We start from the raw sequence: 16405 nt of genomic DNA, 5'->3' as shown, positions 1-16405 counted from the left end.
CTAAGTGTCTGAAAATCCTAGGGTTTTTCCCAAGTTGAATGATTCCTTAGAGTTCCCTAGAATGATCTCTGGGCCTTTCTGGCAAGTTTGGAGGTGGGACCCTTTGGCCGAGGTTCGCTTGCAGGAAGGCGAACCGCTTGAAAATGCACTGCGCCGGTTTAAACGCAAGGTACAGCAGGAAGACATCATCAAGGAAGTGAAGCGTCATTCCTACTACCTGAAGCCGGGCGAAAAGCGTCGCGTCAAAGCAGCACTGGCGCGCAAGCGGAATCGCAAGAAAGCTCGTAAAGAGCAGGACTAGGTTTTTCAACAGTATCGTCGTGAGATGTGCCGTCCAAGGCTTTCCCTTCCCCTAAGTGGAAGCCTGAAAGAGTACGAAAAAGGTCGGCACATTACGATTTCCTTATTTGAGGTTGCGCTAGTCTGAGCGCAACTGAGCCTCCCGGTGTGGAGATGCTGATCGCCGCTCACTGTTAGGCGGCCCGGGCCCTTGTTGTTTTTTTTCAGGACTTTCAAAGACAGGGAAACGGGACCGGCGTGCTCTCAAGTTGATGGCCGAGCTACGTCCTTTCCTTCTTTGGGGAAGCCGGCCATGGAATTTGTCGACAGGATTCTGAAGTGTAGTGACTGCGGCGCTGAATTTGTGTTCACCGCGGGCGAGCAGCTTTTCTTCCACGATAAACAGTTCAAGAATGACCCGAAGCACTGCAAGCAGTGCAAGGCGAAACGTGCGAGCGGAGGGCGCGTGCGGGCTGAGACCCGTACGACGTGCTCGGCATGCGGCACGGAGACGACTGTTCCCTTCAAACCAACACAGGGCAGGCCAGTACTTTGCCGTGCGTGTTTTCAGAAGCAGATGAAGGCGCCGGCGACCGCCGCTATGCCGGTCAAATCGACCACCGTTGCAACGAACTAGATTTTCCCCGATTCCTTAGTTCCACAGCGGCGGGCACGAAATCCACATTGATTACAAGCCATGGCTATCGCTGCGTTTTTCTCAGCGCGCGATGACCTATGTCTCTGCGGAAGTAAATGCCGTCGAAGTGGATCTGCGCCATCGACTCGTAGGCTCGATTGAGAGCCTCTTCGAGCGTGTCTCCTGTGGCAGTGACGCCGAGGACGCGGCCGCCGCTGGTGACGATCTGGTCGTTCGACAGTGCGGTTCCGGAGTGGAAGACTTCTACGTCCGGAGTGCGTGAGGCAGCGTCGAGGCCGGAGATGGGCAAGCCGGTTTTGTAGCTTCCGGGATATCCTGCGGAGCTTGCGATGACGCAGGCTGAGGCTCCGGGGGCCCAGCGGAGTTGCGTTTCCGCGAGGCGGCCGTGGACGCAAGCCTCCAGAGCATAAACGAGGTCAGATTCGAGGCGAACGAGAATGGCCTGTGTCTCGGGATCGCCGAAGCGGGCGTTGTATTCGAGGACCTGAGGTCCACGCGCGGTCATCATGAGCCCGCAGTAGAGGACGCCGGTGAAGGGCGCGTTCTCCTCGGCCATGCCGCGGATGGTGGGTTCGGCGATGTGGTGCAGGATCCACTCGGTCATGGTGGGCTCGAGCATCTGGCTGGTGGAGTAGACTCCCATGCCGCCGGTGTTGGGGCCGGTGTCGCCCTCGCCGATGCGCTTGTGGTCCTGAGCGGGTACGAGCGGCGTGACATGCGTGCCGTCGCTGAGGCAAAGGAAGCTGAGTTCTTCGCCTTCCAGGAATTCTTCGATGACGATCTGGCGTTCGGTGGAGCCGAGGAGTTCGCCGCTGAAGAGGCCTTGCGCGGTTTCGTGCGCGAAGTGGAGTGTAGGGCAGATGATGACGCCTTTGCCGGCGGCGAGTCCGTCGGCCTTGACGACGACGGGAGCGTGGAAGTGTTTCAAGGCTTCTTCGACTTCTTTGGCGTTGGTGCAGACCGCGTAATGGGCAGTGGGGATCTGGTAGCGCTTCATGAACTGCTTGGCGAAGGCTTTGCTGGATTCAAGCTGCGCGGCGGCGCGGGTGGGGCCGAAGATGCGGAAGCCACGTTCGCGGAAGGCATCGACGACGCCGAGAGAGAGCGGCAGCTCGGGGCCGACGATAGTGAGCGAGGGCTGTTCGGCTTCGGCCAGGCGGACCATGGCGTCGACGTCTTTGAGGTCGACAGGAACGCAGCGGGCGATGTGCGCGATGCCGCCGTTTCCCGGGGCGCAGATGATTTCTGTGACGAGCGAACTACGTTTTGCTGCCCAGGCTAGCGCGTGTTCGCGACCGCCGGAACCAAGGATCAGGACTTTCATGGAGAGGACACCTTCTGAGTGAGCGGCTTTGATTCGGACCGAAAGACAATCGTCGGCAATGGAGGCAGGTTAAGTCAAACGCGGCAATTCGGCATGGTCGGATTCGCTGAACCTATACTGGTCGGTAGTTCGCGGTGGGCGCGCATCGATGGTTGAACGTCGCATCAAGCCGTACCAGCAGCAGATTGCCGAACAGGAACGGCGCGAGGAGCAGCGGCGTGAGTTCAGGCGGAATCAGGTGTTCGGCATGCTGATCATTGCGGCGACGATATTGGGCTGGTGGCTGCTTCATACGAACCCGGAGTGGATTTTTCCGACGGGCTGGTGGCGACCGTGAGAACACAGGGACGTAGGGACTAGGGACATAGGGACTAGAATCGCGGAATTTGATTGAGATCTCTATTGCAATCTGAACCGCTGGTGGTCGGGCTGCTTGGGCCCACCGGCAGTGGCAAGACGGCTTTGTCGCTTGCTCTGGCTGAGAGGTTTGGCGGCGAAATTGTGAGTTGTGATTCGGTCGCGGTGTATCGCGGGATGGATGTGGGCAGCGCAAAGCCGAGCCGTGAGGAACGGGGCCGCGTTCGGCATCACCTGATCGATGTTGCCGATCCGGATGAGCCGTTTACGGCGGGCGAGTACAGCCGGCTGGCGCGCGCGGCTATGCGAGAGATCGCAGGGCGAGGCAAGTTGCCAATTGTCACGGGGGGGACGGGGCTCTATCTGCGGGCGCTAACGGAGGGGCTGTTCGCTGGGCCGGCGCGGCAGCAAGAGCTGCGCGAACGGCTGCGTGAGAGCGCCTCGAGGCGAGGAGGCGGATGGCTGCATCGGATGCTCACGCGACTCGATCCTGCGTCTGCGGCACGCATTCATGCAAACGATGAGCCGAAGCTGATTCGGGCGATTGAGGTCTGCATGACAGGGCGGAGGCCAATGTCAGAAGTTCTCGGGCGAGATCCGCTCACGGGGTTCCGGCTGCTGCGAGTCGGGCTGAACCCGCCGCGTGCCGCACTTTATGAGAGGCTGAACCAGCGTTGCATGAAAATGTTCGCGGCTGGACTGGTTGAGGAGACGCGCGGTTTACTTGCGCAGTATGGTCCGGTGAAGGCGATGGATTCTCTTGGCTATCGACAGGCGCGCAGCGTTCTGGATGGAAGCGCAACGGAGCAGGAGGCTATTGCCGCGGCTCAACAGGGGCACCGCAATTACGCCAAGCGGCAGCTGACGTGGTTTCGGCGGGAACCGGATGTGCACTGGATTGAAGGGTTCGGCGATGAGCTGAGCAGTGCGCGAGTTGCGGCCGAACTGGTGCAGGCGAATTGGTAACCTTCTGCCGTAGAAGATCGCTCCAGATAAAAGAGGAAAGACAAAAGCAGATTCTTCGCTTACCACCCCCACGCTTGAGAAAGTGCGTGGGGCCTCGTGCGCTCAGAATGACAGCCGGTTTTGATGAGGCTCTTGCGGCACAGGAGACCAGTTCCTCTTGTACATCCAATCAGCAGTAGCCATTTAGACTGAACGGTGGCGTGCGTTCGCTGAAGACAACAGGCGCGCAGGATTGGAGCACTTGTGCCAGAGACCCTTTACGACGTGGCGATTATCGGAAGCGGGCCCGCGGGATACACGGCGGCGATTCGGGCCGGACAGTTAGGCCTGAAGGTAGCGCTGATAGAAGCCGCAAAGGTGTTAGGCGGAACGTGTCTTCATGTCGGGTGCATTCCTACGAAGGCGTTGCTGTTCAATGCGGAGCTTTGGGATCATCTGAAGCATGCCGCGGAGTACGGCATCGACAACGTGGATGGGCGGACGTTGAACTGGGAGGCGGTGCAGAAGCGCAAGACCGCGATCGTGAACAAGCACACGAAGGGCCTTGAGTTTCTGATGAAGAAGAACAAGGTCACGGTGATTCCTGGATACGGGCGGCTGACTGGCGGCGCGAAGGACGGCGTGCATACTGTGGAGCTGACCGGGGCGGATGGGGCGAAGTCTGATGTTAAGGCGAAGAATGTGATTCTCGCGACGGGCTCGGATGCAAAGACAATTTTCGGGATGCAGCCGGACGATCGCATCCTGACGAATATCGAGATTCTTTCGCTGACGCAGGTGCCGAAGTCGCTGATCGTGATCGGGGCAGGCGCGGTGGGCGTCGAGTTCAGCTCAATCTTTCGCAGCTTCGGAAGCGAAGTGACGCTAGTCGAATTTCTGCCACGGATTATGCCTCTGGAAGATGAAGATGTGTCGAAAGAACTCACGCGGGTGTACAAGAAGCGCGGGATCGACATCAACACGGGCGCGAAGGTGGAAAAGATCGAGAAGACCGATTCGGGCGTGAAGGTGACGTGGACGGGCGCGAACGGCAAGCAGGTGGAGCAAGAGGCCGAGAAGGTGCTGGTGGCCGTTGGCCGCGCGCCGCGCATTGCGGATGTGGGAATTGATAAGACGAAGATCGAGCTCGATCGCGGATTCGTGAAGGTGCACGAGGCTGGAGAGACGGCAGAGCCCGGTGTTTATGCGATCGGCGATATTGTTGCGGGGTTTCCGCAGCTGGCACATGTAGGCGCGATGAGCGGGATCGTGACGGTGACGAAGATTGCTGGCCGGCCCTATCGCGGAGTCAAGCGCGAGCGCATTCCGGCATGCACGTATTCAGACCCGCAGATCGGGTCGGCGGGGTTGACGGAGGCCCAGGCGAAGGAGCGGGGGCTTGAGGTGAAGGTCGGGAAGTTTCCGTTTGCCGGGAACTCAAAGGCGACAATCGTCGGAAGCCATGACGGGTTTATCAAGATCGTGGCGGACGCGAAGTATGGAGAGATTCTGGGAGTGCATATCATCGGCCCGCAGGCAACGGAGCTAATCGCGGAGGCGGTGGCGGTGATGGAGCTGGAGGGCACGGTGGATGAGCTGATGTTTACGATTCATGCGCACCCGACGATCAGCGAGGCGATGCTGGACGCGTATGCAGCGGTGGAGGGGATGGCGATCAACGCTTGACGTCGAGAGCTCCAAAAGGGGACGTGCATTTCGCATGGATGTTCGGACTGTCATTAACGCTGTGTGAATTGATTGCGAAGATTCTGTAAATAGAAGTACTATCTTCCATTCTGGTTTTCTGCGGAGTGGAACCAAATGAAGTGCCCTATATATAGCTTTGCCCTGGCTGCCTGGTTAGCAGGCAGCATTCTGCACGGACAGAAATCCGGATCTTCGGCGGAACTCCCGGGCGAGAGCCTGTCGCTACAGAAGTCTGCGCAGACGGCGGAGATCGCCGCGTGGAAAGTGTCTGCACAGGCAGGCGAACCGCGCGCCCAGAACGAGCTTGCGATGGCGTATGCCTTCGGGCGGGGTGTCGAGCAGAATTACGCTGAGGCGGCGAAGTGGCTGGAACCGGCCGCGGCTGCGGGGTTCGCTCCGGCGGAGTTCAATCTTGCGGCTCTGTATGAGAACGGGTTCGGGGTTCCGCAAAACTATGGGAAGGCGCTGGCACTGAATCGTGCTTCGGCGCTTCAGGGGTATGCCTTGGCTCAGACGCGGCTGGGGTACTTCTACGAGAAGGGCTGGGCCGTTCGCGAGGACATGCATGAGGCGGCCAAGTGGTACCGCACGGCCGCAGTGCAAGGGGATGCTGCCGCGCAATGCAAGCTCGGAAACTTGTACCACTCGGGGCGTGGAGTGCCGCATGACGATGCGGAATCGGCGAGGTGGTATCAGAAAGCTGCCGAACTGGGCAATGCGGTGGCGCAGAACAATCTTGGTGCTTTCTATCACCATGGGATTGGGGTGAAGCCCGATTTTGAGACGGCGCTTCTCTGGTATCGCAAAGCATCGGAGCAGGGTCTAGCGGAAGCGGATAACAATGTTGGCGTGATGTATGAAGATGGCCTGGGTACCGCCAGGGACTACAACCAGGCAGCCGCTTCCTACGACAGGGCCGCGAGGCACGGGATCGCCCGCGCGCAGTACAACCTGGCGACGATGTACTACTCGGGGCGCGGAGTTCCGCTGGATTATGTGACTGCGTTTCTGTGGTACAGCCGGGCGGCAGCGAGCGGGGATGACCGCGCCCCGCGCGTTCTGAAGCAACTCTCGACAGTGATGACACCGCGCCAGAAGCAGCTGGCGCAGGCTCGATTGGCGCAAGGGCAATCGGCCAGCGCGGGAGATGTACCCGCCTCTCCATCGATTGCGCGCGACTAGCACTTGGCGATCGGACCAGGCGGCGGCGGGAGCATGCGGCAGCTGCTCGTGCCGCACCGTGTGACTCTTTGTGACCCTGAGCCGTTAAACTTGCAACGGACTTGTTCCCGAGGAGGTCTTCCGGATGAAGGCGTTGGTGAAGGCGCGCGCGGAGCGCGGATTGTGGCTGGAGGACATTCCTGAACCCACGATGGGCATCAACGACGTGCTCATTCGGGTCAAGTACGCCGGGATTTGCGGAACCGACGTGCACATCTACAACTGGGACGAGTGGGCGCAGAAGACGATTCCGGTGCCAATGGCGATCGGCCATGAGTTTGTGGGCGAGATCGTTGCAGTGGGATCGAACGTGAATGACTTCTTTCCTGGCGATATTGTGAGCGGCGAGGGCCACGTGGTGTGCGGACGATGCCGCAACTGCCTGGCAGGGCGACGACACCTTTGCAAAGCGACTCAGGGTGTGGGAGTGAACCGGCCTGGCGCGTTCGCGGAATTGATTGTGCTGCCAATGACGAACATCTGGCGCCATCATGCAGGGATCAATCTGGAGGTGGCGGCGATCTTCGACCCGTTCGGGAATGCGGTGCATACGGCGTTGTCGTTTCCGGTGCTTGGGGAGGACGTGCTGATCACGGGGGCGGGGCCGATTGGGATCATGGCGATTCCGGTTGTGCGGCATGCGGGAGCACGTCACATCGTGATTACGGATTTGAATCCGTTCCGGCTGGAGCTTGCACGCAAGATGGGAGCGACGCACGCGATCAATCCGGCAGAGACGCCGCTGGCCGAGGTGCAGAAGCAGCTTGGGATGACGGAGGGGTTCGACGTGGGGCTCGAGATGTCGGGCAATCCGCAGGCGCTGAGCGACATGATCGCGAACATGAGCCACGGGGCGAAGATTGCGGTGCTGGGGATTCCGGCGAAGAGCGGGCCGCTGGATTTGCGGACGATCATCTTCAATATGCTGACGATCAAGGGCATCTACGGCCGGGAGATGTACGAGACGTGGTACAAGATGTCGGTGATGCTGGACTCAGGCCTGGATATCTCACCTGTGATTACACATCGATTCAAGTACGACGAGTACGAAAAGGGGTTTGCGGCGATGACGACGGGCGAGGCTGGGAAGGTCATTCTGGATTGGACGAGCCTGGGCTGAGGAGTTGCGGGTGAGACTGCCGTGAGCCGTTGGTGATCGATCGGAGGCGCTGCTGGCGTATACTCGGTTTCGCGTCCCCCGCTGACCCATGTTGCTGAACCTGCGTAGAATCTTTTCTCCCGGCTCCGTTCTTCGTGCTTCATTTTTGGCGTGCCTTGTTGCGGGGGCGATGTGTGCGTTCGCGCAAACGTCCGCATGCAAGCCGATTGGGCCTCATTCGCTGAGCCCGGCGGAGAAGGCGTATAGCGATGGGTATTACGCGCAGGCGCAGGAACTGTTTGCGCAGGCTCTTCAGCAAAATCCGACGGATGCCGTGCTTGCGGCGAAGGACATCGCAGCGCTGCTGCACCTGGATAAGATCGCGGACGCGATGCAGGCGTTGAACGCTGCTGTAGCTGCGAATCCGAATTCGGCGGCAGTGCTGACGGCGCAGGCTGAGGTGCAGATCCGGCGAGGACAGCCATGGCTGGCGGAGAAGTCTCTGAATGCGGCAGCAGCGGCAGACCCATGCTACGCACGCGTTCATCTGATTCGGAGCAGGCTGTTCAGGATTGAGTCGATGTATGCGTCGGAGAGAACGGAACTCGAGAAGGCCTACGCGTTGGATGTGACAGACCCGGACATTCTGATGGCGTGGAGCCACATCATTCCACCGGCGCTGGAGGTGGAGGGAACGGTGAAGGCGCTGGAGGGTCCGGACAAGATCGATGAGGAAACCCGCGCGAAGGCGGAGGCGACGGTTCACTCGATCTTGCCAGTGCTGCGCGAGGACTCGCAGACGTGTAAGGTGCTGCCGACGGCTCCATCGGCAACGCTTCCGCTGCTGCCGACGCGAGACGATGGCAAGCACATCGATGGCTTCCGGGTGGAGGTGAAATTTCCCAAGAGCACGGCGCGATTAACGCTCGATACGGGAGCATCAGGACTTTTCATTTCGAAGGCGATTGCCGATTTGAATGGGTTTGCGCGCGGGATGGGGGCGCCGATGGATACGGTGCGGGCAGAGAGCGTGCAGATTGGGCCGCTTGAGTTTCACGATTGCATCGTGGGGGTGAGTGAGCTGCCGTTTCCGGGAGGCTCGGATGGGTTTATTGGGACTGACATTCTGGCTTCGTACCTGATCACGATCGATCCGCGAGCACAGAAGCTGCAGCTCGATCCCCTGCCGAAGCAGAGTGGAGCGCTGCCCGGGGACAGGTCTGCGTCTGGAGAGCTAGCCGGGTATCAGCCTGTGTATCACCGAAGGCAGTACCTGCTGGTGCCGGTCACGCTCGACGGCAAGGTGGAGAAGCTGTTCGCGCTGGACACGGGAATGCGCATGAGCGCGATGAGTCCTGAAACGGCGCATGCAGCGTCCGATACGAAGATGAACTTTACGAACACGCTGCAGACGAAGTCAGGCGCGCCAGTACAGGTGTATCGTGACAACTTCGACCTGCAGTTTGCAGGTATGTCGATGGAGAGGCAGAGCAGGATTCTCTCGATGGAGCCTTCCGCGATCGCTCACAACACGGGCTTCGATGTGGGCGGGTTGCTGGGCTTCGATGTCCTTGGACAGTTGACGACGCATCTGGATTATCGCGACGGGCTCGTGAAGTTCGAATCACCGGAGGCTGCGGCTTCCAGCGGAAAGAACAAAGGGACTGAGAAGGCGCGAGAGGAGGCGGAGTGTCCGTCGTATGCTTCGGCGGAGATTCCGCTGGACCAGACACTGCAGCTCAAGGTGATGGGGACGCTGGACTCAGCACATCTGAAGCCAGGCAAGGAGATCTGGGCGAAAGTTGTGAACGGGCTGATGTACCCCGGCTGCACACTCGATCGCGATGCAATTGTTTATGCGCATGTGACGGCTGCGTCTGCAAGTACAGGTCCGGCCGAGCTTGGACTTGCGTTCGATCACGCGGATTGTGCGGGCAGGTCGAAGGCGCCGATGACGTTTCATCTGATTGCCCTGCTGCCGCCGCCGGATCAGTCGAAGAGCCTGCACAGTGCGCTGCCGACGCAGGTGGCGGGAGGCGCGGTGCAGATCAGCGACACAGCAGCGGCCACCGATGGCTACGACGCTTTGCTCAGCGATGGGGGCAAGCCGAACACTGTTCATCCGGGTGTAGTGGTGAAGATGCCGGGTGTGAAGCTGGAGCCTCTGGGCGGTCCGGGTTGTAGCGCGCGCATCACTAGCGCCAGCCGAAGCGTGCAGCTCGCGCCGGGCGCGGAATTCATTCTGGCACTGTCGTCGTCGGCGCAGAATGGGAAGCCTTGAGGCGGCGCGGCTTGAGGGTTCATATGGAGTTTTGAGCCGCGAGCCAGAGTTAATTGCCTGGAGTGACTGAAGACGGTGCTAGGTAAGGGGGAGTGGTCAGTATCCCAGGTCCGAAAACACGGACACTTCGGCTTCGCTCAGTGCAGGCTCTGGGGCACCCCCGGCGCCGGACGGCACGGCTGAAGCCGTGCCCCTTCAAAGCCGCATCTTTGAAACACTCTTTAGAGTTCGGTCGACTTGCTTGCGACAAGGCCTTTGGCTTTGGCGATGAAGTCGGCGAGGGGGATTGAACCCTGGTCGCCCTTGCCGCGGGTGCGTACTGAAACCGCTCCGGCGGCTTCTTCCTTGTCGCCGAAGACGAGGATGTAAGGGATCTTCTGATTGGCGAGGTCGCGGATTTTCGCGTTCATCTTCTCGTTGCGTGCGTCGGTTTCGACGCGGAAGCCCGCGGCTTTCAGTTCGGCTTCAACTTTTGCAGCGTAGGCGGTGTGGCGTTCGCTGATGGGTACGAGGCCGACCTGGACGGGAGCGAGCCAGAACGGGAATGCGCCGGCATAGTGCTCGATGAGCACGCCGAAGAAGCGCTCGATGGAGCCGAAGAGGGCGCGGTGCACCATGACGGGCTGGTGGCGGTTACCGTCTTCGCCAACGTACTCAAGCTCGAAGCGGGCCGGCAGCGTGAAGTCGAACTGGACGGTGGAGAGCTGCCACAAGCGGCCGAGGACGTCGACGAGTTTGATGTCGATCTTTGGGCCGTAGAAGGCGGCTTCGCCGGGGATCGTTTTGTAGGGGATGCCTTTCGCATTCAGCACGCGTTCGAGAGAGCCGATGGCGAGGTTCCAGTTCTCGTCGGAACCGGTGTAGCTTTTGCGGTCCTTGGGATCCCAGGTTGAGAGCTCGACCTTGAATTCGTTGAAGCCGAAGGTGTGGAGCACGGCTTCGGCAAAATCGATGCAGGCTTCGACTTCGCTTTCGATCTGGCTGGGCATGCAGAAAATGTGCGCGTCGTCCTGCGTGAAGCCGCGGACGCGGAGCAGGCCGTGCATGGTGCCGGAGCGCTCGTAGCGGTAGACATTGCCGAGCTCGGCATAGCGCTGGGGCAGGTCGCGGTAGCTCTTGGGCGAGTTTTTGTAGACGAGGATGTGCCCGGGGCAGTTCATCGGCTTGAGCCGGTAGTCGGCGTCGTCGAGCTCCATGGGCGTGTACATGTTGCCGGAGTAGTAACCCTCGTGGCCGCTGACCTTCCACAGCTCACGGCGCATGACATGCGGTGTGTAGACCATGAGGTAGCCGCGGCGGAGGCACTCCTCGCGCATCCAGTCTTCCATCACCTTGCGGACCATGGCTCCCTTGGGATGCCAGAAGATCAGGCCGGCGCCGGCCAGTTCCTGAATGGAGAAGAGGTCGAGCTGCTTGCCGAGGACGCGATGGTCGCGCTTGGCGGCTTCTTCGAGGCGCGCGAAGTGCGCGTCCATGTCCTTTTGCGAGAAAAAGGCGGTGCCGTAGATGCGCTGGAGCTGCGGGTTCTTCTCGTCGCCGAGCCAGTAGGCTCCGGCGAGATTGGTGACCTTGACGGCCTTGACGCGGCCGGTCGAAGGCACGTGGGGGCCGCGGCAGAAGTCGACGAATTTGCCATTGCGATAGAAGCTGACGTTCGAGCCGGGCTCGGTGAACTTCGTGACGAAGTGGGTCTTCATGAAGTCGCCGTCTTTGTCGAAGTCTTCCAGGCTCTTCTCTCTTGGAGCAAATTCATGCACGAAGGGCTCATCGCGGGCGACGACTTCGGCCATCTTCTTTTCGATGGCGGCCAGGTCATCGGGAGTGAAGGGCTTCTCGCGGTAGAAGTCGTAGAAGAAGCCGGAATCGGTGGCGGGGCCGTGGCCGAGTTTGGTTTCGGGGAAGAGCTCGAGGACGGCCGTGGCGAGGACGTGGGCGGCTGAGTGGCGGACCACTTTCAGGGATTCAGGGTCGGATTCCTTGAGCAGCTCCAGCTTTGCGTCGTCAGCGAGCGGAGTGGTGAGGTCGACGAGCCGGGGGGCCGCGGCGTCTTCGGCTGCGTACATCGACGCCTCTTCGGACTGACTTCCAGCCACGGGCGTCTCCTTCTGCGTCGCATTCACCGGAGTGAGCCGGGCCACGATCGAGGCTGCCGCCAGCCGTGGGGAGATGGAGTTGGCGATCTCCAGCGGCGTGGTGCCCGCCGGGACTTCTTTGACCGAGCCGTCGGGCAAATGAATGGCGATAGAAGACTTGCTCATGATGGAAAATCTGTCCCCCGGTTATGGGAATGCTGAAATGTGCGGTACGTAACCCTACAGGATAGTTGCCGTTGGCCTTTTGCGTCGAGCAACATAAGCTGAATCGTCGCGCGGGTGGAGGCGGAATCTGTCCCGGATCGGAGCGAATATGCGCTGGCTCATTCTTGTTGTCTGGATAGTCGGGTGCCTTGCGGTGGGCGGGCTGGGCGGATGGTGGACTGCGCCGGAGATACCCGGCTGGTACCGGAGCCTGGCCAAGCCTTCGTTCAATCCGCCGAGTTGGATCTTCGGGCCGGTCTGGACGACGCTTTACATCCTGATGGCGATTGCCGCATGGCGGGTGACGGAGTCGGCGGACTCGTCCGCGCGCACGATCGGGCTGGGACTGTTCGTGGTGCAGCTCGGGTTGAATCTGGCGTGGAGCTGGATCTTCTTTCACCGGCACGCGATCGGGTCGGCGGCGATTGAGGTAGCGGTGCTGTGGGTTGCCATCGGAGCGACTACGGTCGTGTTTGGCCGCGTGTCGGCGGGGGCGGCGTGGCTGATGGCGCCCTATTGGGCATGGGTGACGTTTGCGTCGATTCTGACGGCAACGATCTGGCGGTTGAATCCGAGAGTGGGGTGAGTTAGGCGGCGGCGCTTGCCGTAACCGGAGCCGCAGGAATAACCTAAATGCATGCATCGATGTCGCTAGCGCCGTCCTGGTGTCTGCTGCGACTTGTCGTGTGCGCTTCCCGCCCCGGCCTTCCTTTCTGAATCTGCTGCAAGCGGCACCACCACCTCACTTTGAATCTCATTTGCCTGCTGGGCCATGAGCCCACAATGAAGGAGCTATCGCAATGGCGCGTATCGCCGCAGACGTTACAGAACTTATCGGACATACACCGCTCGTCAGGTTGAACAAAGTCTCTGCCGGGCTTCCAGGTACGGTGGTCGCCAAGCTGGAGAGCCAGAATCCTGTATCGAGCGTGAAGGACCGCATCGGGTTTGCCATGATTGAAGACGCCGAGAAGGCGGGCAAGATTACACCAGGGAAGACCACGCTGATTGAGCCGACAAGCGGGAATACGGGGATTGCGCTGGCATTTGTTGCCGCGGTGAAGGGCTACAAGCTGATCATCACAATGCCGGAGACGGCCAGCACGGAGCGGCGCGTACTGCTGCTGGCGTTCGGCGCGGAGATTGTGCTCACACCCGGCGCAAACGGGATGAAGGGCGCGATCGCGAAGGCGAATGAGATTCTTGCGAAGACGTCGGGCGGGTACATCCTGCAGCAGTTCGATAATCCGGCGAATCCGGCTGTTCACGTGAAGACGACCGGCCCGGAGATATGGGACGACACGGACGGGAAGGTCGATTTCTTGGTGTCTGGCGTTGGCACTGGCGGAACGATTACGGGAGTTGCGCGGTACATCAAGGAGCGCAAGCCGGAGTTCAAGGCGATCGCTGTGGAACCGTCGGACAGCGCGGTGCTTTCGGGTGGGAAACCTGGGCCGCACAAGATTCAAGGGCTGGGAGCGGGATTCGTTCCGAGCATTGTGGATACGCACCTGATCGATGAGGTGATCCAGGTGTCGAACGATGAGTCGATTGCCATGGCGCGGCGGCTTCCTCTGGAGGAGGGTCTGTTTGTGGGGATCAGTTCCGGGGCCGCGGTGGTGGCGGCGCTGAAGGTGGCAGCGCGGCCTGAGAGTGCCGGGAAGCTGATCGTGGTGGTGCTGCCGAGCTTCGGTGAGCGGTACCTGTCGAGTATTCTTTTCGACTCGCTGCGGCAGGAGGCTTTGGCGTTGCCCACGCACCCGGTGACGCTGTAACGTCAGCAGAAAGGCCCGCCGATGCTCGACCGGATTCGCGAAGACGTTCGCTCAGTGCTGGAGCGTGACCCTGCGGCGCGTTCCAAGCTTGAGGTTCTGCTTTGCTACCCGGGATTGTGGGCAGTTTGGCTGCATCGAGTGGCGCACTGGCTGTGGGGTTTGAAACTTCGGCTTGCGGCGCGGGTACTCTCGCAGGTTGCGCGCTTTGTGACGGGGGTGGACATTCACCCCGGCGCGCTACTGGGCCGCAGACTCTTCATCGATCACGCGACGGGCGTGGTGATTGGAGAGACGGCGATCGTGGGCAGCGACGTGACGCTCTATCAGGGAGTGACGCTGGGCGGCACGGGCAAGGGGCATGGGAAGCGGCACCCGACCTTGTGCGATGGCGTTTTCGTCGGGAATAACGCGAACATCCTGGGCAACATTACGGTGGGACAGAACTCGCGGGTGGGTGCGGGTTCTGTGGTTCTTACCGATGTGCCGCCGAACTCGACCGTTGTCGGCGTACCCGCGCACATTGTGTACCGCAACGGGCAGAGAGTGTTGTTGACCGATCCGCATGAGATTAAGGATCCGCTGTCGGACGCACTGATCGCGCTGGCATCGCGCGTTGAGGAACTCGAGGAGAAGCTTGGGGCACATGTGCGGCAGTTGCAGCCATTCGCAACCGAAGAAGCGGAGCGGACGGCTTACCGCCAGGAGCTGAATCAGATTACGGAATACGTGTCCATGGGCGAAGGGATCTGAAGAATGAAGCGGGATCGCTCGGCTATTGGACGAGGTCCTAAAGTGTGGCGCACAAGTTGTAAACGTTCTGCCGCTGTTGCTCGGCGTCTCTTAAGGTTTGTTTAAGGTTGTGAACTCTAAAGTGGTGGAACGATCAGGGCGCAATCGATTGCCGAAAGTTCGATCCTGGGGGAGGGCCGAACCGTCGTGCTGTTGCGCCCTTTTCGTGTTTTCAGGGAGCATGATCGCTCGAAGCCCATGCTAAGTTGTCTTTGAAACTTCGCGGGCAGATAATGTTGGATACCAAAAGGCCCGCCGCGCTGGCGGGCCTTTTCTGTTTGGCAGAGGCAAGCCTCTACCAGCGGCTCACGGTCATGTTGTCAATGAACAGATGCGAGCCGCCGCTTCCGCTGCTGGATCCATCTACCTGCACATTGACGGTCAACGAGGGACCCCAGCCCAAGGCATAGGCGCTGTAGGTGGTGGTCCAGATGTTGAAGACCTTGCCGTCCAGCGTTACGGTCTTGTAGGTGACCCAGCCGGAATCGTTGCGTGAGTAAAGGATCTGCACGTGATGCCACTGGTTGGTTCCCCAGCTATGCGGGTTACATGGGGATGATGTGTTGACCCAATGAGGACTCGGGCTGGTTGCTGACCCTCTATTCGTCGAGAAGTCCCAAGTGTTCGACCATCCGTTGCATTGCAATCCGTAAAGGATGGTCTGACCGTTGGAGAGGACCTGGTTGAGGTCGAGTTCCAGAATCTGCACGCCGGTGGACGGATATTGCAGATATACCCATGTATCCATCTGGAAATTCTGGGCAGCCTCATCGTCACCGAAACTCACGCTGTACCGCTCTCCGCCATAGTTTGTGTAGCTGGTGGCAAACTGCCGCGCTGCGCCGCTCATCGAGGGCGAACTAACGATATTCATCCAGCCGCTGGATGAACCCGGCGTTCCGCTGTCGTGCACTCCGATCCAATTCCCCAGAGTTTGAATCGAGCTCACATTTGAGGAACTGGTCGGGACGGAAGCGGAAGCGGATGTCACGTTGATTGCGACGTCGGTTACGCAAACAGCTCCGGCGTTTCCCCATGCTTTGACGTGCAAGGTGTGGCCGCCCGTTGACGCGGATACGGAAGATTTGAGTGTCTGACTGTTGATGATGGTCGTGCTGCCACTGTCGATCGAGTAGCCGGTTGAAACGACGCTCTGCGATCCGCACCAGTTTGCCCAGGCTGAGAGGGCGAAGGGCGAACTCACGCTCGCTCCGTTTGAGGGACTGTAGACGATTACACCTGCCATGGCGGGTACTGCTGAAACTGCGGGTAGAAGAAGGATGGAAAGAGCGATTTTTCTCATCACGGGGCTTGTCCTCTGAGATCGGGATTTTGTTTTTTGCAGAGTTTACGGTCTGTTGCCGTTTTGCTTGCGGGCGCCTCGCTCGACGCCAGCACTCAGTTCACGCGATTTTGTCGAATTCGAGTTTCCGCGTGAATGCGGAGACTCTCGAGTGACACAGCTTTCCTCAGTTCCTTACGCAGAAGGAATGGCCGGACACTGGAATGACAGGGCTGCTTGCGAGCCAGAGACGCGGTGCGCCTAAGAGTACAGCTCAACAACCTCTTTTATCTGCAATCGCCCTCACCGCGACAATGGGATGTCGAGTGAAGTGCGTTCCGGAGAAGCTTCAGAGTCGAAGCCGGCGTGCATGTGCGGCTAGGTGTCTTTC

General features: G+C 60.0%; 14 protein-coding genes. 11 read left to right on the top strand and 3 right to left on the bottom strand.

Going from position 1 to position 16405, the window contains the following annotated elements; translation table 11 throughout:
* Nucleotides 1–103 precede the first annotated feature (103 nt).
* Nucleotides 104–301, top strand: a complete 198-nt coding sequence (gene rpsU, locus DHV10_RS26185; protein ID WP_109489384.1) for a 30S ribosomal protein S21 — start codon at nucleotides 104–106, stop codon at nucleotides 299–301.
* A 291-nt stretch (nucleotides 302–592) separates the two neighbouring features.
* Nucleotides 593–916, top strand: a complete 324-nt coding sequence (locus tag DHV10_RS26180) for a zinc-ribbon domain containing protein (RefSeq protein WP_109489383.1) — start codon at nucleotides 593–595, stop codon at nucleotides 914–916.
* 64 nt (nucleotides 917–980) lie between these two features.
* On the opposite strand, the gene purD is transcribed toward DHV10_RS26180, so the two are convergent.
* Nucleotides 981–2261, bottom strand: a complete 1281-nt coding sequence (purD, locus tag DHV10_RS26175; RefSeq protein WP_109489382.1) for a phosphoribosylamine--glycine ligase — start codon at nucleotides 2259–2261, stop codon at nucleotides 981–983.
* Between the two features lie 148 nt (nucleotides 2262–2409).
* Here purD and DHV10_RS26170 point away from each other — a divergent pair, with 148 nt between their 5' ends.
* The 6 genes from DHV10_RS26170 to DHV10_RS26145 all read left to right on the top strand — a co-directional run bounded on the left by DHV10_RS26170 (nucleotide 2410) and on the right by DHV10_RS26145 (nucleotide 9871).
* Nucleotides 2410–2598, top strand: coding sequence for a hypothetical protein (locus DHV10_RS26170; protein ID WP_109489381.1), 189 nt, complete (start codon nucleotides 2410–2412; stop codon nucleotides 2596–2598).
* Between the two features lie 65 nt (nucleotides 2599–2663).
* Nucleotides 2664–3584: a tRNA (adenosine(37)-N6)-dimethylallyltransferase MiaA gene (gene miaA, locus DHV10_RS26165; RefSeq protein WP_239462059.1), complete on the top strand. Its 921-nt coding sequence runs from the start codon at nucleotides 2664–2666 to the stop codon at nucleotides 3582–3584.
* Between the two features lie 243 nt (nucleotides 3585–3827).
* Nucleotides 3828–5249: a dihydrolipoyl dehydrogenase gene (lpdA, locus tag DHV10_RS26160; protein WP_109489380.1), complete on the top strand. Its 1422-nt coding sequence runs from the start codon at nucleotides 3828–3830 to the stop codon at nucleotides 5247–5249.
* A gap of 135 nt (nucleotides 5250–5384) precedes the next feature.
* Nucleotides 5385–6452: a tetratricopeptide repeat protein gene (locus DHV10_RS26155; RefSeq protein ID WP_109489379.1), complete on the top strand. Its 1068-nt coding sequence runs from the start codon at nucleotides 5385–5387 to the stop codon at nucleotides 6450–6452.
* Nucleotides 6453–6576: 124 nt separating this feature from the next.
* Nucleotides 6577–7611 carry an L-threonine 3-dehydrogenase gene (tdh, locus tag DHV10_RS26150; RefSeq protein ID WP_109489378.1) on the top strand — a complete coding sequence of 345 codons (1035 nt, stop codon included), beginning with the start codon at nucleotides 6577–6579 and terminating at the stop codon, nucleotides 7609–7611.
* Between the two features lie 169 nt (nucleotides 7612–7780).
* The gene (locus DHV10_RS26145; RefSeq protein WP_109489377.1) at nucleotides 7781–9871 is read left to right on the top strand and encodes a tetratricopeptide repeat protein; all 2091 of its coding nucleotides are present in this window, start codon (nucleotides 7781–7783) and stop codon (nucleotides 9869–9871) included.
* A gap of 221 nt (nucleotides 9872–10092) precedes the next feature.
* Here the strand turns inward: DHV10_RS26145 and thrS are convergent, their stop codons facing one another.
* On the bottom strand, nucleotides 10093–12129 hold the full coding sequence (thrS, locus tag DHV10_RS26140; protein ID WP_109489376.1) for a threonine--tRNA ligase: 2037 nt from the start codon (nucleotides 12127–12129) through the stop codon (nucleotides 10093–10095).
* A 148-nt stretch (nucleotides 12130–12277) separates the two neighbouring features.
* Between thrS and DHV10_RS26135 the strand changes: the two genes are divergently transcribed.
* The 3 genes from DHV10_RS26135 to cysE all read left to right on the top strand — a co-directional run bounded on the left by DHV10_RS26135 (nucleotide 12278) and on the right by cysE (nucleotide 14693).
* Nucleotides 12278–12754, top strand: coding sequence for a TspO/MBR family protein (locus tag DHV10_RS26135; protein ID WP_109489375.1), 477 nt, complete (start codon nucleotides 12278–12280; stop codon nucleotides 12752–12754).
* Nucleotides 12755–12968: 214 nt separating this feature from the next.
* Nucleotides 12969–13943, top strand: coding sequence for a cysteine synthase A (gene cysK, locus DHV10_RS26130; RefSeq protein ID WP_109489374.1), 975 nt, complete (start codon nucleotides 12969–12971; stop codon nucleotides 13941–13943).
* Between the two features lie 21 nt (nucleotides 13944–13964).
* Nucleotides 13965–14693 carry a serine O-acetyltransferase gene (gene cysE / locus DHV10_RS26125; protein ID WP_109489373.1) on the top strand — a complete coding sequence of 243 codons (729 nt, stop codon included), beginning with the start codon at nucleotides 13965–13967 and terminating at the stop codon, nucleotides 14691–14693.
* Between the two features lie 334 nt (nucleotides 14694–15027).
* Here cysE and DHV10_RS26120 read toward each other — a convergent pair whose 3' ends face one another.
* Nucleotides 15028–16035: a hypothetical protein gene (locus DHV10_RS26120; RefSeq protein ID WP_162601920.1), complete on the bottom strand. Its 1008-nt coding sequence runs from the start codon at nucleotides 16033–16035 to the stop codon at nucleotides 15028–15030.
* Nucleotides 16036–16405 lie beyond the last annotated feature (370 nt).

It is taken from the genome of Occallatibacter savannae, assembly GCF_003131205.1.
Lineage (GTDB): Bacteria > Acidobacteriota > Terriglobia > Terriglobales > Acidobacteriaceae > Telmatobacter > Telmatobacter savannae.
This window is presented reverse-complemented; position numbering and strand designations above follow the sequence as displayed.